At 65.1% G+C, this 23,569-nt stretch carries 28 protein-coding genes; 18 read left to right on the plus strand and 10 right to left on the minus strand.

Annotated features, from left to right (window positions below):
- Nucleotides 1–14 precede the first annotated feature (14 nt).
- Nucleotides 15–2,348 (minus strand): CHASE2 domain-containing protein, encoded by a 2,334-nt coding sequence (locus FS845_RS16420; protein WP_144637211.1) that lies wholly within the window; start codon nt 2,346–2,348, stop codon nt 15–17.
- Between the two features lie 3 nt (nt 2,349–2,351).
- On the minus strand, nt 2,352–3,071 hold the full coding sequence (locus tag FS845_RS16425; RefSeq protein ID WP_144637213.1) for a response regulator transcription factor: 720 nt from the start codon (nt 3,069–3,071) through the stop codon (nt 2,352–2,354).
- A gap of 248 nt (nt 3,072–3,319) precedes the next feature.
- Between FS845_RS16425 and FS845_RS16430 the strand changes: the two genes are divergently transcribed.
- From FS845_RS16430 to rpsJ, 6 genes are all read left to right on the plus strand, one after another.
- Nucleotides 3,320–4,027, plus strand: a complete 708-nt coding sequence (locus FS845_RS16430) for a response regulator transcription factor (protein ID WP_144637215.1) — start codon at nt 3,320–3,322, stop codon at nt 4,025–4,027.
- Between the two features lie 458 nt (nt 4,028–4,485).
- The gene (rpsL, locus tag FS845_RS16435) at nt 4,486–4,863 is read left to right on the plus strand and encodes a 30S ribosomal protein S12 (protein ID WP_144637217.1); all 378 of its coding nucleotides are present in this window, start codon (nt 4,486–4,488) and stop codon (nt 4,861–4,863) included.
- Between the two features lie 160 nt (nt 4,864–5,023).
- The gene (rpsG, locus tag FS845_RS16440) at nt 5,024–5,494 is read left to right on the plus strand and encodes a 30S ribosomal protein S7 (RefSeq protein WP_066124678.1); all 471 of its coding nucleotides are present in this window, start codon (nt 5,024–5,026) and stop codon (nt 5,492–5,494) included.
- A 20-nt stretch (nt 5,495–5,514) separates the two neighbouring features.
- Nucleotides 5,515–7,617: an elongation factor G gene (fusA, locus tag FS845_RS16445; RefSeq protein ID WP_144637219.1), complete on the plus strand. Its 2,103-nt coding sequence runs from the start codon at nt 5,515–5,517 to the stop codon at nt 7,615–7,617.
- An 81-nt stretch (nt 7,618–7,698) separates the two neighbouring features.
- A complete protein-coding gene (gene tuf, locus FS845_RS16450) occupies nt 7,699–8,889 on the plus strand; it encodes an elongation factor Tu (protein ID WP_144637193.1) in 1,191 nt (396 codons plus the stop codon).
- Nucleotides 8,890–8,952: 63 nt separating this feature from the next.
- On the plus strand, nt 8,953–9,264 hold the full coding sequence (gene rpsJ / locus FS845_RS16455) for a 30S ribosomal protein S10 (RefSeq protein WP_003806903.1): 312 nt from the start codon (nt 8,953–8,955) through the stop codon (nt 9,262–9,264).
- Between the two features lie 152 nt (nt 9,265–9,416).
- On the opposite strand, the gene FS845_RS16460 is transcribed toward rpsJ, so the two are convergent.
- From FS845_RS16460 to FS845_RS16480, 5 genes are read right to left on the minus strand one after another with little or no spacing between them, the layout of a single operon-like run.
- Nucleotides 9,417–9,707 (minus strand): PAAR domain-containing protein, encoded by a 291-nt coding sequence (locus FS845_RS16460; RefSeq protein ID WP_144637221.1) that lies wholly within the window; start codon nt 9,705–9,707, stop codon nt 9,417–9,419.
- Between the two features lie 45 nt (nt 9,708–9,752).
- Nucleotides 9,753–10,358: a hypothetical protein gene (locus FS845_RS16465; protein ID WP_144637223.1), complete on the minus strand. Its 606-nt coding sequence runs from the start codon at nt 10,356–10,358 to the stop codon at nt 9,753–9,755.
- Between the two features lie 4 nt (nt 10,359–10,362).
- The gene (locus tag FS845_RS16470; protein WP_144637225.1) at nt 10,363–11,190 is read right to left on the minus strand and encodes a hypothetical protein; all 828 of its coding nucleotides are present in this window, start codon (nt 11,188–11,190) and stop codon (nt 10,363–10,365) included.
- 1 nt (nt 11,191) lies between these two features.
- The gene (locus FS845_RS16475; protein WP_144637227.1) at nt 11,192–11,620 is read right to left on the minus strand and encodes a hypothetical protein; all 429 of its coding nucleotides are present in this window, start codon (nt 11,618–11,620) and stop codon (nt 11,192–11,194) included.
- A 50-nt stretch (nt 11,621–11,670) separates the two neighbouring features.
- The gene (locus FS845_RS16480) at nt 11,671–13,872 is read right to left on the minus strand and encodes a type VI secretion system Vgr family protein (protein WP_144637229.1); all 2,202 of its coding nucleotides are present in this window, start codon (nt 13,870–13,872) and stop codon (nt 11,671–11,673) included.
- Between the two features lie 457 nt (nt 13,873–14,329).
- On the opposite strand from FS845_RS16480, the gene rplC reads away from it, so the two are divergent.
- Genes rplC through rpsQ form a run of 10 tightly spaced genes read left to right on the plus strand, consistent with a single transcriptional unit; the run spans nt 14,330 to nt 19,098 of the window.
- A complete protein-coding gene (gene rplC, locus FS845_RS16485) occupies nt 14,330–15,019 on the plus strand; it encodes a 50S ribosomal protein L3 (RefSeq protein WP_186332311.1) in 690 nt (229 codons plus the stop codon).
- Between the two features lie 5 nt (nt 15,020–15,024).
- Entirely contained in the window at nt 15,025–15,642 is a 618-nt protein-coding gene (rplD, locus tag FS845_RS16490; RefSeq protein ID WP_144637233.1) for a 50S ribosomal protein L4, read from the plus strand.
- Nucleotides 15,639–15,935 carry a 50S ribosomal protein L23 gene (gene rplW, locus FS845_RS16495; RefSeq protein ID WP_066124704.1) on the plus strand — a complete coding sequence of 99 codons (297 nt, stop codon included), beginning with the start codon at nt 15,639–15,641 and terminating at the stop codon, nt 15,933–15,935. Before rplD ends, rplW begins: the two co-directional genes overlap by 4 nt.
- Nucleotides 15,936–16,763 (plus strand): 50S ribosomal protein L2, encoded by an 828-nt coding sequence (rplB, locus tag FS845_RS16500; protein ID WP_144637235.1) that lies wholly within the window; start codon nt 15,936–15,938, stop codon nt 16,761–16,763.
- 12 nt (nt 16,764–16,775) lie between these two features.
- Nucleotides 16,776–17,051 carry a 30S ribosomal protein S19 gene (gene rpsS / locus FS845_RS16505; RefSeq protein ID WP_144637237.1) on the plus strand — a complete coding sequence of 92 codons (276 nt, stop codon included), beginning with the start codon at nt 16,776–16,778 and terminating at the stop codon, nt 17,049–17,051.
- A gap of 3 nt (nt 17,052–17,054) precedes the next feature.
- Nucleotides 17,055–17,384, plus strand: coding sequence for a 50S ribosomal protein L22 (rplV, locus tag FS845_RS16510; RefSeq protein ID WP_086080740.1), 330 nt, complete (start codon nt 17,055–17,057; stop codon nt 17,382–17,384).
- A gap of 9 nt (nt 17,385–17,393) precedes the next feature.
- The gene (gene rpsC / locus FS845_RS16515) at nt 17,394–18,194 is read left to right on the plus strand and encodes a 30S ribosomal protein S3 (RefSeq protein WP_144637239.1); all 801 of its coding nucleotides are present in this window, start codon (nt 17,394–17,396) and stop codon (nt 18,192–18,194) included.
- Between the two features lie 2 nt (nt 18,195–18,196).
- Nucleotides 18,197–18,613: a 50S ribosomal protein L16 gene (rplP, locus tag FS845_RS16520; protein ID WP_066414167.1), complete on the plus strand. Its 417-nt coding sequence runs from the start codon at nt 18,197–18,199 to the stop codon at nt 18,611–18,613.
- Between the two features lie 9 nt (nt 18,614–18,622).
- Nucleotides 18,623–18,814, plus strand: coding sequence for a 50S ribosomal protein L29 (gene rpmC, locus FS845_RS16525; RefSeq protein ID WP_066124717.1), 192 nt, complete (start codon nt 18,623–18,625; stop codon nt 18,812–18,814).
- 2 nt (nt 18,815–18,816) lie between these two features.
- Nucleotides 18,817–19,098, plus strand: a complete 282-nt coding sequence (gene rpsQ / locus FS845_RS16530; RefSeq protein WP_144637241.1) for a 30S ribosomal protein S17 — start codon at nt 18,817–18,819, stop codon at nt 19,096–19,098.
- Nucleotides 19,099–19,199: 101 nt separating this feature from the next.
- Here the strand turns inward: rpsQ and FS845_RS16535 are convergent, their stop codons facing one another.
- Genes FS845_RS16535 through FS845_RS16545 form a run of 3 tightly spaced genes read right to left on the minus strand, consistent with a single transcriptional unit; the run spans nt 19,200 to nt 21,422 of the window.
- Nucleotides 19,200–19,997, minus strand: coding sequence for an alpha/beta fold hydrolase (locus FS845_RS16535; protein ID WP_144637243.1), 798 nt, complete (start codon nt 19,995–19,997; stop codon nt 19,200–19,202).
- Nucleotides 19,990–20,388, minus strand: coding sequence for a Rid family hydrolase (locus tag FS845_RS16540; RefSeq protein ID WP_144637245.1), 399 nt, complete (start codon nt 20,386–20,388; stop codon nt 19,990–19,992). The genes FS845_RS16535 and FS845_RS16540 overlap by 8 nt, the downstream gene beginning before the upstream one ends.
- 17 nt (nt 20,389–20,405) lie before the next feature.
- Nucleotides 20,406–21,422, minus strand: a complete 1,017-nt coding sequence (locus FS845_RS16545) for a tripartite tricarboxylate transporter substrate binding protein (RefSeq protein WP_144637247.1) — start codon at nt 21,420–21,422, stop codon at nt 20,406–20,408.
- Between the two features lie 96 nt (nt 21,423–21,518).
- On the opposite strand from FS845_RS16545, the gene FS845_RS16550 reads away from it, so the two are divergent.
- The gene (locus FS845_RS16550; RefSeq protein ID WP_186332312.1) at nt 21,519–22,457 is read left to right on the plus strand and encodes a LysR family transcriptional regulator; all 939 of its coding nucleotides are present in this window, start codon (nt 21,519–21,521) and stop codon (nt 22,455–22,457) included.
- Nucleotides 22,458–22,762: 305 nt separating this feature from the next.
- Nucleotides 22,763–23,536, plus strand: coding sequence for an aspartyl/asparaginyl beta-hydroxylase domain-containing protein (locus FS845_RS16555; RefSeq protein WP_144637251.1), 774 nt, complete (start codon nt 22,763–22,765; stop codon nt 23,534–23,536).
- Nucleotides 23,537–23,569 lie beyond the last annotated feature (33 nt).

The following is a 23,569-nucleotide window of genomic DNA, read 5'->3' on the forward strand; positions in this document are numbered from 1 at the left end:
GCGGGCCGCCGCGGTCAGCGCGGACGGGCGATGTCGTCCTCATCGTCCGCCATGTCGGCGGGCAGGCTCAAGGTGAAGGTGGAGCCAGTCCCGTGCCGGCTGGATACCTGCACGCCGCCGCCGTGGCGCGTGGCCACCGTGTGCACGAACGCCAGGCCCAGGCCCGCACCCGCGGTATCCGAGCGGGTCGAGCCCACGCGAGAAAATGCCTGGAACAACCGCGGGACGTCCTCGGGTGCGATGCCCACGCCATCGTCGGCGACGGCCACCACCCAATGGGCGCCGTCAGCGCGCAACGCGGCGCTGACGTGGCCGCCCTCGGGCGTGTACTTGATCGCGTTGTCCAGCAGATTGTTCAGCGCGCGTCGCAGCAGGGCATGATCGCCGCGCACGAAAGCCTGCGGCATGTCCTGCGGCTCCAGGGCGATGCCGCGTGCCCGGGCCAACGCCCATACGTCGTCCATGGCATCCAGCACCAGCGCGGTCAGGTCCACGCGCGTCTCGCCGATCTTCAGCGACTCGGCGCGCGTCAGGTGCACGAAGTCGTCGACCAGGCGCAAGGTGCGATGCGCCTGCTGCTCGACGCGCGACCACGCTTCCCTGCCTTCCTCCGACTGCTGCAGGCCGCGGCTGAGATCCACCAGCGCCAGGATGGAGTTCTGCGGCGCGCGCATGTCGTGGGACACGAAGCGCAAGGTTTCTTCGCGCTTGCGCTCGGCCGCTCGGATCGCCGTGATGTCGCTGAGCGTCACCACGCTGCCGGCGAACGCGTCTTCGTCGTTGCGGATCGGCGCGCATTTCACCAGAAAGCTGCGGCCCGTGTAGTCGCGCACTTCCTGGTCCAGGCTCCAGGGCGCCTCGCGCTCGTCGGGATGCACGTCATGCAGCGCGCGGTTGATCTCGGCGCGCACCGTGGCGTCGGCCACGATCTTTTCCATCAACCACGCCGCGGGCTGGCCGTTGCGCGGCGCGCGCACGCCCAAGCCGCGGAAATAATCCAGCGCCGCGCGGTTGCAGAATTGCAGGCGGCCGCCCGCATCGAACACCAGCGTGGCGTCCGGAATGCCGTCCAGGCTGTCGGCCAGGAAGCGGCGCAGGTTGCGCACGCGGGTCAGGGCCTGGCGCAGCTCGTCCAGCCGGTCCTCCACCGACCAGCTGGTGGCCAGCGCCAGCAGGCGGGCCTCTCCCATGATGGGTGGATATTCCTGCCGCAGGCGCTTGAGCTCGGAGTCCATGTGGCGCAGCACCGCTTCCTGGCCGCGCCAGCTCCATAGCGGATAGCTCAGCGCAAGCCCCAGCAGCGCGGCCGACGGGGCGAACCACAGCTGCAGGTAGCGCAACATCAGGAACGCGCCTGCCAGCACGGCCACCAGCATGACGCCCGTCAGCAGCAACGCGCCGCGCGGCGGCAGATGCCGCAGGGCCAGGCACAGCAGCAGCACGGGCAGCGCGCAGGCGAGGGCGTTGAGCCAGGGAGCCGCGGGCTGTATCACGAGATCCTGCCGTGCTGCCTGCATCATGTTGCCCACCAGCTCCACGCTGGACATGCCGCCGGCCGGCGCGGAGCCCGGCGTCCGGTAGGTGTCGCCGCCGGTCGCCGCGGCGCGGCCCACCAGCACGTACTTGTCCTGGATCCAGGCGGCGGGCACGCGGCCCTGCAGCACCTGCAGGTACGACACCGAGCGCAGGTGGCCAGGCGGGCCCGAATAGGGGATGCCGCCTTCGCCGGAGCTGCCCAGTCGCCGGCCCAGGGTCCGCGCCAGCTCGGTCTCGCCGCCGATCTCCAGCATGGCCAGCGCCAGGTGCTGCCAGCGTTGCTCGCGCAAGCTGGTGCGCCAGACCGCCTGCCGGATGACGCCGTCGGTGTCGGTAGGCACGTTGACGAAGCCCACGCCGGCGGCCGCGCCGGCCAACTGGGACAACGGCTGCTCCAGCGACGTGGGGCGGGGCAGGGGCGTCAGCGATGCCGGCAGCACGACGCGGCCATGGCTGCGCAGGGCTTCGGCCAGCGCGACGTCGCCATTCGGGTCGATGTTGTCGTGTTCGCTCAGGCGGAAATCCAGGCCCACCGCGCGGGCCTCCTGCAGGCGTCCCAGCAGGGCGGCGTGCACGGCCCGGCTCCAGGGCCCGCGGCCCAGCGCCTCCACGGTCTGGGTGTCGATGGTGACCAGCAGGATGTCGTCCGAGGCCGGCCGTGCCGCGGCGATCACCGCGCGGTCGTAGAACGCCTGGTCGAAGCGGCCCAGGCCGTTCATCGAACCCAGCAGCGCTGCGATCAGCGTCAGGAAGCCGACCAGCAGGGGCGCGGAATGGATGCCCAGGCGCAGCCGAGGATTGCCGCCCGGCATCGGCTACCTGGCGTCGCCCGCGGCGCCGGCGTCCTCGGAAGCGACCAGATCGAGCCGGTATCCCAGCGCGTAGGACGAGGTCAGGCGCACCCCGTGTTGGGGACGCAATTGCAGCTTCTGGCGGATGTTGGACAGGTGCGTATCCAGCGTGCGCGAGGTCGCGGGGATCTCGCGGTTCCATACCCGCTCGGCCAGCACGTCGCGCGACAGCAGCCTGCCCAGGTTGCGGAAGAAAAGCAGCGCCAGTTCGTATTCCTTGGGCGCCAGCACGATCTTGCGCCCCTCCAGCTGCACGCTGCGCTCGCCGGGATCGATGCGGTAGGCCGCCACGGCGAACGCCGCGTGGGACGGCATGGCGGGCTGGGCGCGGCGCAGCAGGGCGCCCACGCGTGCCAGCAGCTCGGACGGCCGCAGCGGCTTGGGGATGTAGTCGTCGGCACCCGCCTGCAGGCCGCGCACCAGGTCTTCTTCCTGATTGCGGCTGGTGACGAAGATGACGGGAATGGCGAATCCGAAATTGCTGCGCAACTGGCGCACCACCTCGTCGCCGTCCATGTCGGGCAATTGCCAGTCCAGCACCACCAGGTCGTAGGCCTGGGCGCGCATGGCTGCCAGCAGGTCGAGGCTGAGCTGGAAGCTGTCGCAGTCGTACCCGGCGCCCCGGAGGGTCTGCTGGATGTGGCGGGCCTGGTCGAGATCGTCCTCGAGCGACGCGATCTTCATCGTTTTTGCGCTTTGGTCGGTGCGAGGGAGAGGTCGAAATCGCCGCAGCGATTCGCTTGCTTGCCGCCGATGATAACGCAAGCACTCCGTTACACAGCTGCTTGGTCGATACAAATGTCAATCATTGCAAAGTTGACGGACCTTGACTGGATGTATCACGCAATGACCGGCCACACTGTGTCAATTGCGTTGTACAGGAACCGCATCGACACATGGCCACCGATGCATACGGACTCAGCGAGATCAAAATGAAGCAACTCAGCATTCTGATCATGACCACGGACGAACCCTACCGCCAGCGAGCGCTGGCGGCCATGGGGCAGGCTGGCGTGGTCGCTCGCGGGTGCGCGACGCCGCTGGAGCTGTTCGGCTTGCTGGAAGAGGTCGACTGCCACATCGTCGCGCTGGATCTGTCCGACCTGGGCGAACTGGGCTATGCCGTGATCACGCGGCTGCGTGGTGCGGCGGACCTGGGCATCGTGGTCACTGGGGCCCAGCTGACACTGGAAGCGAGGTTGCGCTGCCTGCAGAGCGGCGCCGACGCCTGCCTGCCGGCGCCTGTCGACGAGCGCGAGCTTGCGTGCGTGACCGTGGCCCTGGCGCGCCGGCTGCTGCCCGCGATCGCGGCCCACGTCGAACCGGGCCCGCCCACCGAGACCGGCCGCTGGGAACTACGCGACCAGGACTGGACGCTGATCGCGCCCGCGGGCGTGCACCTGTCGCTGTCCGCCAACGAGCGCCTGATCGTGCGGGCGCTGCTGGACCTGTCGGGCCGCTCCATCGGCCGCGCCGAACTGGCCGCCCAGCTGGCCAGCGAAGGCGAGGCGGGCCGCACCACCGGCGCCCGCAGCATCGACGTCATCATCAGCCGCCTGCGCCGCAAGGCCGAGCTGGCGGGCGTCACCCTGCCGATCCGCACGGTGTACGGTAGCGGCTATCTGTTCGCCAACCCCTGATCGCCCCCGGGCGCGGCCGCCCGGCCGCGTTGCTTTACCGCCACTTTGACAACAGTGCCCTTTTGAGCTAACCTCTCGGGCTCGCTACTTCATCTGCGCGAAAAGGCTCGCCAGCAGGTATCAGGGTTTACCCTAGCAGGGGTAAAAAGGCTTCCCGGAAGCCCTCCAGAATCTGCAAGACGGCTCATACGTCCCGCGCGCACCAAAACCTGGCTAGAAGCACCTCCCGGCTGCACAACCCGGGAGCGAAATCGACGACAGGCGTGCAGATGAATTGTCATGCTAGTTGTGCAAGATAAGTTCATGCATCCCCGCAAGGCCCGCTCTTTTACGTATGCGACGTTCGAGGCGGTTTAGTGCGTGAACTGCCTCCGTCCAGCGCCACGGCATCCGGCGCCGGAGGAGTCGCCAGTACTCCAAAGTACTTCCAGTGGTACGTAAAAGGGATTTCAAAGGTCATGCCTACCATCAGCCAACTCGTGCGCAAGCCGCGCGAAGTCAGCACCATCAAGAGCAAGAGCCCTGCGCTCGAAAACTGCCCGCAACGCCGCGGCGTCTGCACGCGCGTCTACACCACCACCCCGAAGAAGCCGAACTCGGCTCTGCGTAAGGTCGCCAAGGTTCGCCTGACCAACGGTTACGAAGTCATTTCGTACATCGGCGGCGAAGGCCACAACCTGCAAGAGCACTCGGTGGTTCTGGTGCGCGGCGGCCGTGTGAAGGACTTGCCCGGTGTGCGTTATCACATCGTGCGCGGTTCCCTCGACCTGCAAGGCGTCAAGGACCGCAAGCAGGCCCGTTCGAAGTACGGCGCCAAGCGCCCGAAGAAGGCTTAAGCAGCAAACCGCAGTAATCCGCAACGGCAAGCCGTTGTCGGACAGTGCAAACGTGCCGGCCCGATGCCGGGTGGCGCGGACCGTAAGGGGTCGTCCGAATGGGCGGCCGTGGCCGTGTAGATAGACACGGTTCAACTGAACAGACACAAGGAAGCAAGAAATGCCCCGTCGTCGCGAAGTACCCAAGCGCGAGATCCTGCCCGATCCCAAGTTCGGCAGCGTCGAGCTCGCCAAGTTCATGAACGTGGTCATGCTGGACGGCAAGAAGGCCGTCGCTGAACGCATCATCTACGGCGCCCTCGACCAGGTCCAGAGCAAGACTGGCAAAGAGCCACTGGAAGTCTTCTCTCTGGCCATCAACAACATCAAGCCCATCGTCGAGGTCAAGAGCCGTCGCGTGGGCGGTGCCAACTACCAGGTCCCGGTCGAAGTGCGCCCCGTGCGCCGTCTGGCCCTGGCCATGCGTTGGCTGCGTGAAGCCGCGAAGAAGCGCGGTGAGAAGTCGATGGACCTGCGCCTGGCCGGCGAGCTCATCGACGCATCCGAAGGGCGTGGCGCCGCGATGAAGAAGCGCGAAGACACGCACAAGATGGCCGAGGCCAACAAGGCCTTCAGCCATTTCCGCTGGTAAATCAACTGGACTAATCCACCATGGCCCGCAAAACCCCGATCGAGCGCTATCGCAACATTGGTATCTCTGCGCACATCGATGCAGGGAAGACCACCACTACCGAACGCATCCTGTTCTACACCGGCGTCAATCACAAGATTGGCGAAGTCCACGATGGCGCAGCCACCATGGACTGGATGGAGCAAGAGCAAGAGCGCGGCATCACCATCACGTCGGCAGCAACGACGGCGTTCTGGCGCGGCATGGCTGGTAACTATCCCGAGCACCGCATCAACATCATCGACACCCCGGGCCACGTGGACTTCACCATCGAGGTGGAACGTTCCATGCGCGTGCTCGACGGCGCCTGCATGGTGTACTGCGCGGTGGGTGGCGTTCAGCCCCAGTCGGAAACGGTCTGGCGCCAAGCCAACAAGTACGGCGTGCCGCGTCTGGCCTTCGTCAACAAGATGGACCGCACCGGCGCCAACTTCTTCAAGGTCTATGACCAGCTGAAGACGCGCCTGCGCGCCAACCCCGTGCCCGTCGTGATCCCGATCGGCGCCGAAGATACGTTCGCCGGCGTGGTCGACCTGATCAAGATGAAGGCCATCCTGTGGGACGAAGCCAGCCAGGGCACGAAGTTCGACTACGTCGACATTCCGGCCGAGCTGGAAGGCGCCGCCGCCGAATGGCGTGAAAAGCTGGTCGAGGCGGCTGCCGAGTCGTCCGAGGAACTGATGAACAAGTACCTCGAGTCGGGCAGCCTGGACGAAGCCGAGATCAACCTGGCCATCCGCCAGCGCACGATCGCCGGTGAAATCCAGCCGATGCTGTGCGGCACCGCCTTCAAGAACAAGGGCGTGCAGCGCATGCTCGACGCCGTCATCGACTACCTGCCTTCGCCCGTGGACATCCCCCCGGTCGACGGCATCGACGACGATGGCAAGGAAGTCACCCGCAAGGCTGACGACAGCGAGAAGTTCTCGGCGCTGGCGTTCAAGCTGATGAGCGACCCGTTCGTGGGCCAGCTGACCTTCGTGCGCGTCTACTCGGGCACCCTGAAGTCCGGCGACACCGTCCTGAACCCCATCAAGGGCAAGAAGGAACGTATCGGCCGCATCCTGCAGATGCACGCGAACAACCGCGAGGAAATCAAGGAAGTTCTGGCCGGCGACATCGCCGCCGTCGTGGGCCTGAAGGAAGTCATCACCGGCGAAACGCTGTGCGATGTCGACTCGCCGGTCACGCTGGAACGCATGGAGTTCCCCGAGCCCGTGATCTCGCAGGCCGTCGAGCCCAAGTCGAAGGCCGACCAGGAAAAGATGGGCCTGGCGCTGTCGCGCCTGGCGCAGGAAGATCCGTCGTTCCGCGTGCGCAGCGACGAAGAATCCGGCCAGACCATCATTTCCGGCATGGGCGAGCTGCACCTGGAAATCCTGGTCGACCGCATGAAGCGTGAATTCGGCGTGGAAGCCAACGTGGGCAAGCCCCAGGTTGCCTACCGCGAAACGATCCGCAAGACCTGCGAAGAGATCGAAGGCAAGTTCGTCAAGCAGTCGGGCGGCCGCGGTCAGTACGGTCACGTCGTTCTGAAGGTCGAGCCCCTGCCCCCGGGCGGCGGCTACGAATTCGTCGACGCCATCAAGGGCGGTGTGGTTCCTCGCGAATACATCCCCGCGGTGGACAAGGGTATCCAGGAAACGCTGCCCTCGGGCATCCTGGCCGGCTACCCGGTGGTGGACGTGAAGGTCACGCTGTTCTTCGGTTCGTACCACGACGTCGACTCGAACGAAAACGCGTTCAAGATGGCCGGCTCGATGGCTTTCAAGGACGGCATGCGCAAGGCCAGCCCCGTGCTGCTCGAGCCCATGATGGCCGTTGAAGTCGAAACGCCGGAAGACTACGCCGGTACCGTGATGGGCGACCTGTCGTCCCGCCGCGGTATGGTGCAGGGCATGGACGACATCATGGGCGGTGGCAAGGTCATCAAGGCCGAAGTCCCGCTGGCCGAGATGTTCGGCTACGCGACCAGCCTGCGTTCGCAAACGCAAGGCCGTGCCACGTACACGATGGAATTCAAGCATTACGCCGAAGCACCCAAGAACGTCGCTGACGAAGTCATCGCCGCTCGGGCCAAGTAAGAGAACCGCCGCGGCCTTCATCCGAAGGGCGCGGCACCCCCAATATCCAAAGTCTCCTTGCAATCCAGAAGGATATAGATCATGGCAAAAGGCAAGTTTGAACGTACCAAGCCGCACGTGAACGTGGGTACGATTGGTCACGTTGACCACGGCAAAACGACGCTGACGGCAGCGATCACGACGGTTCTGTCGACGAAGTTCGGCGGCGAAGCCAAGGGCTACGACCAGATCGACGCGGCGCCGGAAGAAAAGGCGCGCGGCATCACGATCAACACGGCGCACGTCGAGTACGAAACGGAAACGCGCCACTACGCGCACGTTGACTGCCCGGGCCACGCCGACTACGTGAAGAACATGATCACGGGCGCGGCGCAGATGGACGGCGCGATCCTGGTGGTGTCGGCCGCTGACGGCCCGATGCCGCAGACGCGTGAACACATCCTGCTGAGCCGCCAGGTGGGCGTGCCTTACATCATCGTCTTCCTGAACAAGGCCGACATGGTGGACGACGCCGAGCTGCTCGAGCTGGTGGAAATGGAAGTGCGCGAACTGCTGTCGAAGTACGACTTCCCGGGCGACGACACGCCGATCGTCAAGGGTTCGGCCAAGCTGGCGCTCGAAGGCGACAAGGGCGAGCTGGGCGAGCAGGCGATCATGTCGCTGGCGCAAGCGCTGGACACGTACATTCCGACGCCCGAGCGCGCGGTTGACGGCGCGTTCCTGATGCCCGTCGAAGACGTGTTCTCGATCTCGGGTCGCGGCACGGTGGTGACCGGCCGTATCGAGCGCGGCGTGGTCAAGGTCGGCGAAGAAATCGAAATCGTCGGTATCAAGCCGACGGTCAAGACGACCTGCACGGGCGTGGAAATGTTCCGCAAGCTGCTGGACCAGGGCCAGGCTGGCGACAACGTCGGCATCCTGCTGCGCGGCACCAAGCGCGAAGACGTCGAGCGCGGCCAGGTGCTGTCCAAGCCGGGTTCGATCACCCCGCACACGGACTTCACCGCCGAGGTGTACATCCTGTCCAAGGAAGAAGGCGGCCGCCACACGCCGTTCTTCAACGGCTATCGTCCCCAGTTCTACTTCCGCACGACGGACGTGACGGGCACGATCGACCTGCCGGCCGACAAGGAAATGGTTCTGCCGGGCGACAACGTGACGATGACCGTCAAGCTGCTGGCCCCCATCGCCATGGAAGAAGGTCTGCGCTTCGCCATCCGTGAAGGCGGTCGTACCGTCGGCGCCGGCGTCGTCGCCAAGATCCTCAAGTAAGACCCTCTCGGGCTGGCAATCTCGCCAGCCCGGTCGCCGCACATTCGTTCTTTAGGAATCGTCATGAAAAACCAGAAGATCCGCATCCGCTTGAAGGCTTTCGATTACAAGCTGATCGATCAATCCGCCGCCGAGATCGTCGACACCGCCAAGCGCACCGGCGCCGTGGTCCGTGGCCCCGTGCCGCTGCCCACCCGCATCCGTCGCTATGACGTGCTGCGTTCGCCGCACGTCAACAAGACGTCGCGCGACCAGTTCGAGATCCGCACGCACCAGCGTCTGATGGACATCGTCGATCCGACCGACAAGACGGTCGACGCGCTGATGCGCCTGGACCTGCCGGCCGGCGTTGACGTGGAAATCGCGCTGCAATAAGCAACGCAAGCCATACCGATTGCATGGCGCGCCAGTCGCGCCATGACCCCGCGGCGGACTTCATCGAAGTCCGCCGCAGTCGTTTCCGGGTCTGGATCTTGTGCGGCGCCGGCCATGACGAGCAGGCCATTGCCGGGCGCGGGCAGCCGCGCTCAGCCGCCGATGAACACGGTCTGCGAGCCTTCCGCGACCTGGCCGCCGCACGAGATCGGATCGCCTATCCTGCCGGCGGGCTTGCCGTTGATGAACACCGAACTGGAGCCCGCCGCCAGGCTGCGCGCGTGATCGGATTCGTTCGGGCGGGCGTGCGAGGCGAAGGGATCGCCTTCGCGCACCGCGGCGCGGCCGTCGATGCTGACGTCGGGCGAGGCGCCGATGCACGGCGTCGGCGGCGCCCCATCGTGGTCGGAGGCTTGGTCGTCGAGTCTTGCTGCGGCTGGCATGGTCGTGTCGATATCCGGGGTTGGCCGTACGGACAGGCGCGGCGTTCAGCGCCTGGCGTCCGCCTGGACAAGCTTGATTTCCCGATGGGACAGGAACTGCTGGAAGTCCTTGGGCAGGGCATGCAGCGCCGCCGGCGAGCAGTCCATCGACACTTGCTCGCAGCGCGCCGCCAGCGATACGTACACCTTCATTTCGTCCGCCAACAGGTGGGGCACGAAGGACGACAGGGTCCGCTCTTCGAACAGGAACACCGGGTTCATCGACCGGGCCGCGATGAAGAAGGCATCCCCGGTGGGCACCACCGACGAGGTGGCCTCGGTCCATGCCTGCCATACCTGCTCCTCGGTGGCGCCATCGCACCAGGACAGCGAGGCGGCGCCGACGTGCGTCCAGCCGGCTGCCGCGCACAGGCTTACCCAGGACGCCGCGGGGATCGATTGCAATTCCCGCCGGATCGTCGCCTCTCCTTCGCCGATCATCTGCGAGATGCCTGCCGCCCGTTGCGGTTGCCCTGTCCTGACGAAGCGCGCGTACAGGTTGGCGTTCGAGTGTTGGATGCGCCACAGGTCGGGCATGCTCTGGCCACCCTTGGACAGTATGGCGCCGGCCAATGCGGGCTTGCTGGATTCGATGTCGGTCTGCGTGTTCATCGGGCTACGGGATCGGCTGCTGCATGAGGCGCGCGGGATTGAACTTGGTTTCCTCTATCGAGCAGCCCGCCGGGGGCAGTCCCTGCAGATAGGGATGAAGGTTGGGAATCTGCCGATAGGGCTGGTCGTAGCTCGGTGCGCTGTTCTCCACGGCGCAGCGCGCGCGCGAGCGGGCGGCCAGCTCCCAGTAGAGATTGCGAGGGCCCTCGACGCTCCAGACGCCCGCGGAGACTCCCACGCCGCCTGCGACCAACCCCGTCCCGGCGTTGGCGATCGTGGCCCGGAAGATGAAATCGCTCGTCAAGCCGCCTGATATGCCGTTGTAGCCTTCGATCCGGTATATGCCCGCGGCCCCGACGGCCTCGATCTCGGCGCCGGCGATACCGCCAGGCATGCCCGCCAGGTCGTCGAACGAAAAGGGCTTGGTGGCATAGACCAGCTGGGGGATCGCCTTCTTCATGCGCTCGTAGAGCGCCATGCCGCTACTGGCCTCGGCCTGCTCCCTTTCCATGGTGACGGCATCGTCGACCTTCTTGGCATTGCCGGCGAGATCGTTGACCTTCTCGAAGGCCAGGGCATCCCTGGCCGTGCCGCCCACGGCCTTGAATATCTTGCCGATGGGCGCACTGAGGGTGACGCCGCAGTTCAGGATGTTCACCACGCTGATGGCCATGCTGTCCAGGCCGAGAAAGATGAAGCTGTGGTAGCCGCATACGACCGCGAAGCTGCCTTCATAGGAAATGAGCCAGCGCTTCGATTTCGCGCCCATGGTGCCCACCCACTCGTCGGGCTTCATCAGGTCGTTGCCGAACGGAAATTCCGAATTGCTCATGTCATTGGTCCGCCGGCGTGAGGAAGCAATACTGCTTCTCCCTGAACTGCATCGCCAGATAGGAGCAGCCGTTCCAGTCGTCCGTCATGCACGCCTGCTCGGGCCTGGCCATTTCTTCCATCGTGCATTTTTCGTTCGCGCATACCGTCGTGTAGACCTTTCCCGTGGGAAGGTGGCCCGCGGCGACGATGGTCTTGTCGCGGGGCAGGCCGAGTGCCGCGTAGGCGTCGAGCACTTTCTGCTGCTGCTGGCGGGTGCCCGATGCCGGAATGCGGCCCACCGTCATCTCGCCCGCCAGCAGCATGTTCCTGTTGTATTCCTCGTACTGCGCGCTGTCGCACGTCAGCTGGCCGTTGGCAGATGCCAGCGCGGGCCTGCTTTTCTCGCCGTACAGCAACGACGCCACCAGCAGCCCGATCACCACCAGCAACAGGATCCCTCCGGAAACCAGGAACTGCCTTTTATTCAGGATCATGGAAATCAGTTCAGATTGATTTTCTTGGAAGAAAGCGCGATCTCGTTGGTGGCCTGCATCTCGATGCCGTTCTCGAAATTCAGGAAGAGCGTGTCTCCACTCAGCCTGATGAAGCCGTCGGCGGTCAGGCGCAATTCCGATTTGCCGACCTGGACATGGAACTCGCCATTCGAGGTCAGGGAAACGGTATTCGCGGCATCCGCCGAGAAATGCGAGCCGGACGTGAACTGTATGGAATGGCCCGCGCTCTCGACGATCGTGCCGCCGACCGTCACGGTCTTGGTCAGGCCCACGAACTGCGTCTTGACGCCGGCGGTGGCCTCGTTGATGGCCTGGTCGGCGAACAGCGAATAGACGCCGCGGCCCAGCTGGTTGATGCCCGGTATGGGCAACGACTTGGCCACGTCTGCGATGCCTTCCACCAGCTTGCGAAACGAACTGGACAGCACGCGGCCCACGCCGCTGGGGCCCACGTGCAGGGTCATGCTCCCGTGCACCGACTCGCTGTGATTGCCGTCGACTTCGATGGCCTTGTGGTGCCCCACGGATTGCACCCAGTTGTTGTCGATCCGCTCGGTGTGGTTGTTCTTGGTCTTCTCGTTGCGGTCCTTCTGCGCCAGGACGTAGATCTCTTCCTCTCCGGCCTTGTCCTCGAATCTCAGGGCATTGGCCGTGTGATAGTTGCCGCCCGGGCTGGAGCGCGTGTAGATGCCCATCTGGGTTTCGTTGTCGGGCAGCTTCCAGGGCGGCATCTTCGCCGCGTTGTATACCCGGCCCGTGATGATCGGGTAATCCGGATCGCCATTCAGGAAATCCACGATCACCTCGTCGCCGATGCGCGGCACCTGGATCGCGCCGAAATTGCCGCTGGCCCAGCTGCTGGACACGCGGATCCAGCAGGAGCTGTTCTCGTCGCGCTTGTCGTAGCGGTCCCAGTGGAAATGCACCTTGACCTGGCCGTACTCGTCGGTCCAGATTTCCTTGCCTTGCGGACCCACCACCACCGCGGTCTGCGGGCCCCTGGTGCGCGGCTTCTCCGTGATGCGAGGCGGCCGGAACGGCAGCTTCGAATCCTGTACCGTCAGATTGAACAGGCACCTGTGGCCCTGCGAGGCGTCGTTGCCCAAGGAGCTGTAGTTGTTTTCCTTCAGGTCGTAGCGCGTGGCCAGCACCAGGTATTCGCGGTTCTCTTCCGTGCGGGGGCAGCCGGTCAGGTTGAACAGCGATCCGGTGGCCACGCCGCGCGCCGTGCTGCGCAGCGTGCGGGTGTCGCGCACGTGGTGCTGCTCCTGCATGCGCTGGCGCGCGTAGCGCTCGCCCAGCGGGGTATCGCCGTAGTTGCCGGGCCAGTCGTATACCTCGGCCTGGCTGTGCTCGTGCGACAGCTGGATCTGCTGGCGGGCCTTCAGGTCGGCATTGGGCGTGACGAAGTTGTAGTCGTTGGTCGTGTACTGGCCGGGTCGCAGGCCCTGGTACACCGCCATCTGCGTCATGTAGTCCTGCCGCGGCAGCGTCAGCTTGTCCTCGGGGAAATACGGGACCTGCTCATAGCCGGCCACGGTCTTGTGGCTCTGCACCTCGTCGCTCATCACCAGGGTGTGCTTGTCCTGGGCATGCCGGAAGTAGTAGTGGATGCCTTCGGCTTCCAGCAGCCGGCTGACGAACTGGAAATCGCTCTCGTCGTACTGCACGCAATAGACGCGCGGCTCGTAGTTCTCGGCCAGTTCGAATTCGAATGCGTAACCGTAAGGCGCCAGCACCTGCTTGATGGTGTCCGGCACGGTCTGGTTCTGGTAGATGCGGAATTCCCGCTTGTGCGTGGCCAGCCACAGCCAGGGCACCACAACGGCCTCGTATGCGAAATAGCGATCCGTGTCGCCCGCCTGTCCCACCAATGCAAAGCTGCCGATCACGCCGCCGAGATACCTGGGGGAGGCCGCGGCTTCTATCGTCAAAGTGAGGCGCTGGCCCAGCAGGCTGCCGACGTCGACCTGCATCGAGCGATGCAGCAGGCGCACGCGGTATTCGGACAGGGTCGACAGGCCGTCCGTACCCTGCATGGCATCGAACAGAAATTCGGTGGATTCGGTACCGACCGAAACCCGTATTACGCGCTCTGCATTCAGTATGTTGGTCAGTTCTGCAATCGAAGACATCTCACCCCGCATGAATGAGCGACACCCCGCTGTGAATAGTTGCGTTGTCATGAAACGGTAGTGACCGTGGGCATACTAATGGAACTGTCGCGGTCAAATATCCGAGATTTGTTTTCAAATCGTCGTAGCTGCGTCTATCGGTAACGAAAAGGCGATATGCGCAGCCTTGCGGGCGCAATGCGACGCCGCCAGTGTGGGTCATGCCCGCGGCTTGTCGCCGCCCGCCCGTTTCTGTCCCCGCGTTGCAACGCCCGTCCTGCCATAGTTGGACGAAGCTTGCAAGTTGGCGCGCTCCCGTGCTAGCATTCAAGACTTGCCATTTTTGGCATGGCCGCTCATGGTCCGTCCATACGGCCCTTTCCGTCTGAACCGCACGCCTCGGCGGGCAGGATGGATCGGCTGGCGGGGTCCGGTCTTCGGATCCGCCGGAATCATCACTTTGTAGGGCAAAAGCCTTTACCTTTGCCTGATTAGCCCCGACCAATCGCAGTCGGGAATGGAGAAAACGATGTCGAATCCGACACCCACGCCGGCCGCCCATCGGCTGGGCCTGGTGGGCCGCAAGGTCGGCATGACCCGCATTTTCACGGAAGATGGCGAATCCATCCCCGTGACCGTGCTGGACGTGTCCAACAACCGCGTGGCTCAGGTCAAGTCGCCTGAAGTCGACGGCTACGCAGCCGTCCAGCTGGCCTACGGCACTCGCCGCGCTTCGCGCGTCGCGAAGGCCCAGACCGGCCACTACGCAAAAGCTGGCGTCGAAGCCGGCAGCATCCTCAAAGAGTTCCGCCTGGATCCCACCCGCGCCGCCGAATTCACGGCCGGTGCCGTGGTTGCCGTGGAATCCGTGTTCGAAGCCGGCCAGCAGGTCGACGTGACGGGCACCACCATCGGCAAGGGCTTCGCCGGTACCATCAAGCGCCACCACTTCGGTTCGCAGCGCGCGTCGCACGGTAACTCCCGTTCGCACCGCGTTCCCGGCTCGATCGGTCAAGCGCAGGATCCCGGCCGCATTTTCCCCGGCAAGCGCATGGCCGGCCACCTGGGTGACGTTACCCGCACCGTCCAGAACCTGGACGTGGTGCGCGTCGACGCCGAGCGCGGCCTGCTGCTGGTCAAGGGCGCCGTCCCCGGTTCCGCCGGCGGCGATGTCATCGTGCGTCCGGCCATCAAGGCGCCGGCCAAGAAGGGGGCGTAAGCAACATGGATCTCAAGCTCCTGAACGACCAAGGTCAGGCCGCTACGTTCAGCGCGCCCGACACCGTCTTCGGTCGCGATTACAACGAAGCGCTGGTTCACCAGATCGTCGTGGCCTACCAGGCCAACGCGCGCAGCGGTAACCGTGCCCAGAAGGATCGTACCGACGTCAAGCACTCCACCAAGAAGCCCTGGCGCCAGAAGGGTACCGGCCGCGCTCGCGCCGGTATGACCTCGTCGCCGCTGTGGCGTGGGGGTGGTCGCACGTTCCCGAACTCGCCTGAAGAGAACTTCAGCCAGAAGGTCAACAAGAAGATGTACCGCGCCGGGATCCGCTCGATCCTGTCGCAGCTCGCTCGTGAAGACCGCATCGCCGTCGTCGAGACGTTCTCGCTCGAATCGCCCAAGACCAAGCTGGCAGCCGACAAGCTGAAGACGCTGGGTCTGGATTCGGTCCTGATCATCACCGACTCCGTCGATGAAAATATTTACCTCGCCACGCGCAACCTGCCGCACGTTGCCGTGATCGAGCCCCGTTATGCCGATCCGTTGTCGCTGATCCACTACAAGAAAGTGCTGATCACCAAGCCGGCCATCGCTCAACTCGAGGAGATGCTGGGATGAACGCCGAACGCTTGATGCAAGTCATTCTGGCGCCCGTCGTGACCGAAAAGGCCACGTTCGTCGCCGAGAAGTATCAGCAAGTCGCTTTCCGTGTCGTGGCTGACGCTACCAAGCCGGAAATCAAGGCTGCCGTCGAACTGCTGTTCAAGGTGCAGGTCGAGTCCGTGCAGGTCCTCAACCGTAAGGGCAAAGTCAAGCGCTTCGGCCGTTTCACCGGTCGTCGCCGCGGCGAGCGCAAGGCATATGTCTCGCTCGTCGAAGGCCAGGAAATCGACTTTGCGGAGGTGAAGTAAATGGCCCTCGTTAAAGTAAAACCGACTTCGGCCGGCCGTCGTGGCATGGTCAAGGTGGTCAACGCCTCCCTGCACAAGGGTGCGCCGGTCGCCTCGCTGCTCGAAAAGAAGATCCGTGGCTCGGGCCGTAACAACAACGGTCACATCACGGTTCGCCACAAGGGCGGCGGTCACAAGCAGCACTACCGTCTCGTCGATTTCCGTCGCAACAAGGACGGCATCCCGGCGAAGGTCGAGCGTCTTGAATACGACCCCAACCGTACCGCGCACATCGCGCTGCTGTGCTACGCCGACGGCGAGCGCCGCTACATCATCGCTCCGCGCGGCCTGGAAGTGGGCGCCACGGTGCTGTCGGGCATCGAAGCCCCGATCCGCGCCGGCAACACGCTGCCGATCCGCAACATCCCGGTCGGTACCACGATCCACTGCGTCGAGATGATCCCCGGCAAGGGCGCCCAGATGGTGCGTTCGGCGGGTGCGTCCGCGGTGCTGCTGGCTCGCGAAGGTACGTACGCCCAGGTCCGCCTGCGCTCCGGTGAAGTGCGCCGCGTGCACATCGAGTGCCGCGCCACCATCGGCGAAGTGGGCAACGAAGAACACAGCCTGCGCCAGATCGGCAAGGCCGGCGCGATGCGTTGGCGCGGTATCCGCCCGACGGTTCGCGGCGTTGCCATGAACCCGGTCGACCACCCGCACGGTGGTGGTGAGGGTCGTACCGGCGAAGCTCGCGAGCCGGTCAGCCCGTGGGGTACCCCGGCGAAGGGTTTCAAGACCCGTCGCAACAAGCGGACGAACAACATGATCGTCCAACGGCGCAAGCGCAAGTAAGAGGCGAACACTATGTCACGTTCGATCAAGAAGGGCCCGTTCGTCGATGCCCACCTCATCAAGAAGGTGGACACCGCCGTCGCGGGCAAAGACAAGAAGCCGATCAAGACCTGGTCGCGCCGTTCCACGATCCTGCCCGAGTTCATCGGTCTGACGATTGCCGTGCACAACGGCAAGCAACACGTTCCCGTGTACGTCAACGAGAACATGGTCGGCCACAAGCTCGGCGAATTCGCGCTGACCCGTACGTTCAAGGGTCACGCCGCCGACAAGAAGGCGAAGAGGTAAGCGATGGAAACTACTGCCATTATCCGTGGGGTCCACATCTCCGCTCAGAAGACGCGCCTGGTCGCGGATCTGATCCGCGGCAAGTCGGTCGCTCAGGCGCTGAACATCCTTACGTTCTCCCCGAAGAAGGCCGCCGGCATCCTGAAGAAGGCTGTCGAGTCCGCCATCGCCAACGCCGAGCACAACGACGGCGCCGATATCGACGAGCTGAAGGTCACCACGATCTACGTGGACAAGGCCCAGTCGATGAAGCGCTTCTCGGCTCGCGCCAAAGGCCGCGGCAATCGTATCGAGAAGCAGACCTGCCACATCACGGTCAAGGTCGGAGCCTAAGGAGTCACGATGGGTCAGAAAATTCACCCCACTGGGTTCCGTCTCGCGGTCACCCGTAACTGGTCCTCGCGTTGGTACGCCGACGACAAGGCCTTCGGCGGCATGCTGGCCGAAGATATCCGCGTTCGCGAATACCTGAAGAAGAAGCTCAAGAGCGCTTCGGTCGGTCGCGTGGTCATCGAGCGTCCCGCCAAGAACGCCCGCATCACCGTCTACTCGGCTCGTCCGGGCGTGGTGATCGGCAAGCGCGGCGAAGACATCGAAAGCCTGAAGAGCGATCTGCAGCGTCTGATGGGCGTGCCCGTGCACGTCAACATCGAGGAAATCCGCAAGCCGGAAACCGACGCTCAGCTGATCGCCGATTCGATCTCGCAGCAGCTCGAGAAGCGCATCATGTTCCGCCGCGCCATGAAGCGCGCCATGCAGAACGCGATGCGCCTGGGCGCCCAGGGCATCAAGATCATGAGCTCGGGCCGTCTGAACGGCATCGAAATCGCGCGTACCGAGTGGTACCGCGAAGGCCGTGTGCCGCTGCACACGCTGAAGGCGAACATCGACTACGGCACCTCCGAAGCCCACACCACCTATGGTGTGATCGGCATCAAGGTCTGGGTCTACAAGGGCGACATGCTGGCCAATGGCGAGCTGCCCCCGGAAACCGCCGCTCCGCGTGAAGAAGAGCGCCGTCCGCGCCGTGCCCCCCGTGGCGACCGTCCCGACGGCGCCCGCGCGGGCCGTCCGGGTGGCGGTGGTCGTGGCCGTGGTGGTCCCCGCAAGGCGGACGCTGCGCCGACGCCTGAAGGAGAATAACCATGCTGCAACCGTCTCGCAGAAAATATCGCAAAGAGCAGAAGGGCCGCAACACCGGCCTGGCTACCCGCGGCGCTGCGGTTTCCTTCGGCGAATTCGGCCTGAAGGCAACCGGCCGCGGCCGTCTGACCGCCCGTCAGATCGAAGCCGCCCGTCGTGCCATCAACCGTCACATCAAGCGTGGCGGCCGTATCTGGATCCGTATCTTCCCCGACAAGCCGATCTCGCAAAAGCCGGCCGAAGTCCGGATGGGTAACGGTAAGGGCAACCCGGAGTACTGGGTCGCCGAGATCCAGCCCGGTAAGGTGCTGTACGAAATGGAAGGGGTCAGCGAAGAGCTGGCGCGCGAGGCGTTCCGCCTGGCTGCTGCCAAGCTGCCGATCTCCACGACGTTCGTTGCGCGTCATATCGGTTCTTAAGGAGTCCACATGAAAGCCAGCGAACTCCGTTCGAAGGATGCCGCCGAGCTCGGCAAAGAGCTCGAAAGCCTGCTGAAGGCCCAATTCGGCCTGCGTATGCAGAAGGCCACGCAGCAGCTTGCCAACCACCGCCAGCTGCGTAACGTCCGCCGCGACATCGCGCGCGTCCGTACGCTGCTGACCGAGAAGGCAGGGAAGTGATTATGAGCGAAACCCAAAACACCCAAGTTGCCAAGCGCCAGCGCACGCTGGTCGGCAAGATCGTCAGCAACAAGATGGACAAGACCGTCGTCGTTCTGGTTGAACGTCGCGTCAAGCATCCCATCTACGGCAAGATCGTCATGCGTTCGGCCAAGTACAAGGCGCACGACGAGACGAACCAGTACAACGAAGGCGATACGGTCGAGATCGCCGAAGGCCGCCCCATCTCGCGCTCCAAGGCGTGGTCGGTGGTGCGCCTGGTCGAAGCTGCCCGCGTCATCTGATGCAGGCGATGCGCGGCGCCTCGGCCGCCGTGCAATGAAAAGGCCGGAAGTCCCTGGGACTTCCGGCCTTTTTCTTTGCCGTGCCTGCCTTCACGCCGGCGTCAGCGATCCTGCTGGTCCAGGAAATCGAGCACGAGGCGGTTGAACGCATCCGGATTGCTGCGCGAATAGGCGTGGCCACCGCTGCGCCACAGGACCAGGTCCGCGCCGGAGATGGCCTGCGCGATCTCGCGCGAGAAATACGCTGGCGTCAGCATGTCGTCCTCGGCGCAGCACACGAGCGTGGGCGCGCGTACGTTGCCAAGCTCGGACGAGATGTCGAAGTCCAGGATCGCGTCGATCCGGCTGGCCATCAGGTCGGGCGACGGAATCTCGCCCTGCGCGGCGCGCCGTTCCACCTCGGCCAGCGCCGCATCGTGCCCGGCCACGTATTCGGGAGGGTAGAAGAACAGTGACGTGGTCTGGGCATAGACCTCCGGCCCCATGTGCTGCAGGATCGCCTTGCGCAGTCCCCACACGCGGCGGCGGTAGGCGTCGGCGCGATGCACGCTGGCGAAGATCACCTGCGAACGTACGCGCTCGGGATGGCGGGCTGCGATCACCTGCGCGATCGCCCCGCCGGTCGAATGGCCGACCAGGTCGGCGCATTCGATGTCCAGCGCGTCCAGCAGCGCCAGCAGGTCGTCGGCCAGTTGCGCGATGTCGCGTACGGGAACGCGCTCGGTGTTCCCCGTCGCGCGCTGATCGTAGGTCAGCACCCGGCGGCGCGCCGCGAACGGGTCGAGTTGCGGCGTCCAGTACGACGCGGCGCCGCCCATGCCCGCGATCAGCACGAGCGGCGGGCCGTCGCCTCGCAGGGTGTACGCATGACGGATGCCGTTGGCGTAGATGTCAGGCACGCTGCGCGCCTCCCACGTAGGCGGTCGAGGCGATCTCGACCAGGAACTCGGGCTTCACCAGATCGGCGCGGATGCAATAGCGCGCCGGTCGTTGATCGGGAAAGTAGGTCGCGTACACCTCGTTGAAGGCCGCATAGTCGGCCAGGTCCTTCAGGAATATCTGGTTGTAGGCGACGTCGGCGAGGCTGGCGCCGGCGGCTTGCAGCACCGTCCCGATGGCGTCCAGCACGTGCCGCGTCTGCGCGCGCACGTCGCCGGCGCCGGCGATCGAGCCGTCGCTGGCGATGGCCAGCATGCCGGACACATAGATCGTGTCGCCGGCGCGCACCGCGCTCGAATAGGGGGCCAGCGGCGGCGGCGAGCCGGGCGGGGTGATGGTTTCGATGGGCATGTGTGTCTCCGTTGAGATCAATGGTTCCGCGCGCCGGTGGCGCGCACGACCTCGGACCACTGGCGTGTATCCGAAGCGATGATTTCGGCGAACTGGTCAGCTGTCGAACCCGACGGTTCGGCGCCCATGGCGCCCAGGGCCTTGCGCACGCCATCCTCGGCCAGCAGGGCGTTCACATCCCGATTCAGCTGCTGCACGATGGCAGCCGGCGTTCCGGCAGGGGCCAGCAGTCCAAGCCAGGAGCGCACGGCTACGCCCTGCAGGCCCTGCTCGGCCAGCGTCGGCACCTCGGGCAGGGCCGTGGCGCGCTGCTCGCCAGCGATGCCCAGCACGCGCAGCTTGCCGGCGCGGATGGACGGCAGCACCGACGGCAGATGGTCGAAGATCAGCTGCACGCGCCCGGCCAGCAGGTCCGTCATCGCGGGAGCCGCGCCCTTGAAGGGCACGTGCATCATGGTCACGTTCTGGGCACGCTGGAAGATCTCGGCCGTCAGGTGCGGCATGGCGCCGACGCCGCTGGAGGCGTAGGCCAACGGCGGGCGTGCCTGGCCGGCCAGCGCGACGAACGACTTGGCATCCTGCGCCGGCACGTCCGGATTGACCACCAAGGCAACCGGGATGGTGGCCAGCATCGTCACCGGTGCGAAGTCCTTCGCGGCGTCGTACGACAGGTCGGGATAGATTGCCGGAGCGATGGTCTGGCTGGCCGTCACGCCCAGCAGCAGCGTGTAGCCGTCGGCCGGGGCGCGGGCCACTACGCCGGCGCCGATGGTGCCGCCCGCGCCGGCGCGGTTCTCGACCACGAAGGACTGCCCATATCGCGAGCCCAGTCTCTCGGCGATCAGCCGGGCGACCAGGTCCGCCGAGCCGCCGGGCGGAAAACCCGAGATGATCTTGACCGGCTTGGACGGATATCCCGGCCCTGACGCGGACGCGGCTGTCGCCGGCGCGGGCAGGGCGGCAAGCACGGCGAGGGCGGCGGCCAGCAGCAGGCGCGCGCCGACGCCAGCGTGGCGCTGGACTGCGTTGTTCATTAAAGTACCCCTTGTAGGCTGTTTGTAGTGACAAAACTATGCAGCCACGTCCAGGAGGGGGTGTAGCGCTAATTTCTCTACGAGGCCATGCCGGTAATGCAACACCTGGATCTCACTGCGCTGCGCTGTTTTTCCGAAGCCGCCGAGAGCGGATCGATACGCCTGGCCTCGGCCCGGCTGCACGTCACGCCCTCCGCGGTCAGCCGGCAGATCGCCAAGCTCGAGCATCGGCTGGGCGCGGTACTGTTCGAACGGCGCGCCAACGGTGTGGTGCTGACCCCATCGGGCAGGCTGCTGGCCGACGAACTCAGCTCGGTCTATCGCAACCTGTCGCGCGTGCAATCGATGATCGGCGAACTGCGCGAACTGCGGCGCGGCGAGGTGGTGTTGCACTGCATGGAGGGCGCGGTCGATTCGTGGGTGCCGGCGGTGGTGGCCGCCTTCAATGCGCGCCACCCCAAGATCGAATTCAAGCTGGCCGTGTCCAGCACCGACCTGTCCATCGAGGCCTTGCTGGCCGGCAAGTGCGACATGGCCATCGTGTTCCGGGCGCCGGCGCGCCCGGAGATCGAAGTCCTGGAAAGCGGCACCGAACCCCTGGCCGCGCTGGTGCCGCCGGGGCACGCGCTCGCTGCCCGCGCCGCGGTGCGTATCGAAGAATTGTTCCAGTACCCGCTGGTGCTGCCCGACGCGACATTCGGGCTGCGGCAACTTCTGGAACCCCTGCTGCGCCGGCACAAGGACGATGCGCCGGTGCTGGTCACCACGAATTCGATCGCGATGACGCGCAGCATGGTGCGGCAAGGGGTGGGCATCACCGTGCTGCCCTACCTGTCGGCGGCGCACGATTGCGAACTGGGATTGTTGAAGGCCGTGCCGCTGGCCGATGCGGGTTACGTGGGCGCGCAGGTGGATCTGTGCGTGCGCCGCGACCGTGAACCAACCGTGGCCGCGCGCGAAATGCTGGCGCTGATGCGTCCGCGGTTCACGTCATTGTTCGCGGTGCGCCAGCACGCGCTGCGAACCGCGTCCTGACGCCGCAGCAAGGAGGAGGCAGGCTGCCTGCGCTGCCCGGCGGCCCCGCCCGCATGCGGTTTCCTTGCAAAGAAATGGGGATGGGTAAAAAAAGCCATTAACCGTATCAACGCCTCTGGCGGGGCGACCGGGGAAAACGGTGGAGTTTTTCCGGCCGCGCTTCACGGCGCAAGACGGCACCCACCGGCAGGGAACATTGCAGGCTGGCGTACCGGTTTCAGACCGTCACAAAAATGTCTTGTCAACCCGCATTGTGGAATGGGGACGCACTTGCCAACCCCACGGGGCGCTCGTACTCTTGTTACATGCCTGCTACCACCACACCCCCCGTTCCAAGCGCCCCATCGCAATCTGGAATTCTCTCCAGGGCACTCTTTCGCATGGTCGAATGGCTGCAACGCCGGATCGCCGATGCGTCGGAAGTGGGCGACCATCCCATCTTCGACAATGCCGCATTCCCGTGGGTCGCCGACCTGGAGACCCGCGCGCCGGCCATCAGCGCCGAGCTGCGCAGCCTGCTGGAAGACCGGGCGCGGTTGCCAGCCTTCCATGAATTGTCCCCGGATGTCGGCACGATCACCCGCGACGACCAGTGGAAGACCTTTGTCTTCATGGCGTACGGCATGCGTTCCCAGCGCAATCTCGACCGCTGTCCCGAGACGGCCAAGGCGCTGAAGACCATCCCCGGGCTGCGCACGGCCTTCTTCTCCATCCTCGAGCCGGGCAAGCGCATTCCGCTGCACAAGGGCCCGTACAACGGCGTGCTGCGCCTGCACCTGGCGCTGGTGGTGCCCGAGCCGCGCGAACGTTGCTGGATCGAGGTCGACGGCCAGCGCTACGTCTGGCAAGAGGGCCGGGCCGTGGTGTTCGACGACCTGTATCCGCACCAGGTCCACAACGACACCGATGGCGTGCGCGCCGTGCTGTTCGTCGACTTCGAGCGGCCGTGCCGGGCGCCCATGCGCTGGCTGAACCGGGCCATCCTGGCGGTGGCGCCGTTCACCGATGAACTGCGCCGGGGCAAGGCAAACCACGCGGCCTGGGAAAAGAACTACTACGACGCGAACAAGAAACAGTGACGCGTCGTCGCCCGCAGGGCCGGTGCAATGCCG

Origin of the sequence: Bordetella genomosp. 13 (assembly GCF_007679965.1) — a bacterium.
Lineage (GTDB): Bacteria > Pseudomonadota > Gammaproteobacteria > Burkholderiales > Burkholderiaceae_B > Bordetella.

Bases quoted from the DNA above. Each gene is read 5' to 3' on its own strand.
- tuf (WP_144637193.1), top strand. From the start codon at position 7,699: ATGGCAAAAGGCAAGTTTGAACGTACCAAGCCGCACGTGAACGTGGGT.
- rplV (WP_086080740.1), top strand. From the start codon at position 17,055: ATGGAAACTACTGCCATTATCCGTGGGGTCCACATCTCCGCTCAGAAG.
- FS845_RS16540 (WP_144637245.1), bottom strand. From the start codon at position 20,388: ATGCCCATCGAAACCATCACCCCGCCCGGCTCGCCGCCGCCGCTGGCC.
- rpsG (WP_066124678.1), top strand. From the start codon at position 5,024: ATGCCCCGTCGTCGCGAAGTACCCAAGCGCGAGATCCTGCCCGATCCC.
- rpmC (WP_066124717.1), top strand. From the start codon at position 18,623: ATGAAAGCCAGCGAACTCCGTTCGAAGGATGCCGCCGAGCTCGGCAAA.
- FS845_RS16545 (WP_144637247.1), bottom strand. From the start codon at position 21,422: ATGAACAACGCAGTCCAGCGCCACGCTGGCGTCGGCGCGCGCCTGCTG.
- FS845_RS16550 (WP_186332312.1), top strand. From the start codon at position 21,519: ATGCAACACCTGGATCTCACTGCGCTGCGCTGTTTTTCCGAAGCCGCC.
- rpsQ (WP_144637241.1), top strand. From the start codon at position 18,817: ATGAGCGAAACCCAAAACACCCAAGTTGCCAAGCGCCAGCGCACGCTG.
- rpsL (WP_144637217.1), top strand. From the start codon at position 4,486: ATGCCTACCATCAGCCAACTCGTGCGCAAGCCGCGCGAAGTCAGCACC.
- rplW (WP_066124704.1), top strand. From the start codon at position 15,639: ATGAACGCCGAACGCTTGATGCAAGTCATTCTGGCGCCCGTCGTGACC.
- FS845_RS16460 (WP_144637221.1), bottom strand. From the start codon at position 9,707: ATGCCAGCCGCAGCAAGACTCGACGACCAAGCCTCCGACCACGATGGG.
- FS845_RS16480 (WP_144637229.1), bottom strand. From the start codon at position 13,872: ATGACAACGCAACTATTCACAGCGGGGTGTCGCTCATTCATGCGGGGT.
- FS845_RS16420 (WP_144637211.1), bottom strand. From the start codon at position 2,348: ATGCCGGGCGGCAATCCTCGGCTGCGCCTGGGCATCCATTCCGCGCCC.
- fusA (WP_144637219.1), top strand. From the start codon at position 5,515: ATGGCCCGCAAAACCCCGATCGAGCGCTATCGCAACATTGGTATCTCT.
- FS845_RS16430 (WP_144637215.1), top strand. From the start codon at position 3,320: ATGAAGCAACTCAGCATTCTGATCATGACCACGGACGAACCCTACCGC.
- rpsJ (WP_003806903.1), top strand. From the start codon at position 8,953: ATGAAAAACCAGAAGATCCGCATCCGCTTGAAGGCTTTCGATTACAAG.
- FS845_RS16425 (WP_144637213.1), bottom strand. From the start codon at position 3,071: ATGAAGATCGCGTCGCTCGAGGACGATCTCGACCAGGCCCGCCACATC.
- rpsS (WP_144637237.1), top strand. From the start codon at position 16,776: ATGTCACGTTCGATCAAGAAGGGCCCGTTCGTCGATGCCCACCTCATC.
- FS845_RS16465 (WP_144637223.1), bottom strand. From the start codon at position 10,358: ATGAACACGCAGACCGACATCGAATCCAGCAAGCCCGCATTGGCCGGC.
- rplB (WP_144637235.1), top strand. From the start codon at position 15,936: ATGGCCCTCGTTAAAGTAAAACCGACTTCGGCCGGCCGTCGTGGCATG.
- rplC (WP_186332311.1), top strand. From the start codon at position 14,330: ATGTCGAATCCGACACCCACGCCGGCCGCCCATCGGCTGGGCCTGGTG.
- rplP (WP_066414167.1), top strand. From the start codon at position 18,197: ATGCTGCAACCGTCTCGCAGAAAATATCGCAAAGAGCAGAAGGGCCGC.
- FS845_RS16555 (WP_144637251.1), top strand. From the start codon at position 22,763: ATGCCTGCTACCACCACACCCCCCGTTCCAAGCGCCCCATCGCAATCT.
- FS845_RS16470 (WP_144637225.1), bottom strand. From the start codon at position 11,190: ATGAGCAATTCGGAATTTCCGTTCGGCAACGACCTGATGAAGCCCGAC.
- rpsC (WP_144637239.1), top strand. From the start codon at position 17,394: ATGGGTCAGAAAATTCACCCCACTGGGTTCCGTCTCGCGGTCACCCGT.
- rplD (WP_144637233.1), top strand. From the start codon at position 15,025: ATGGATCTCAAGCTCCTGAACGACCAAGGTCAGGCCGCTACGTTCAGC.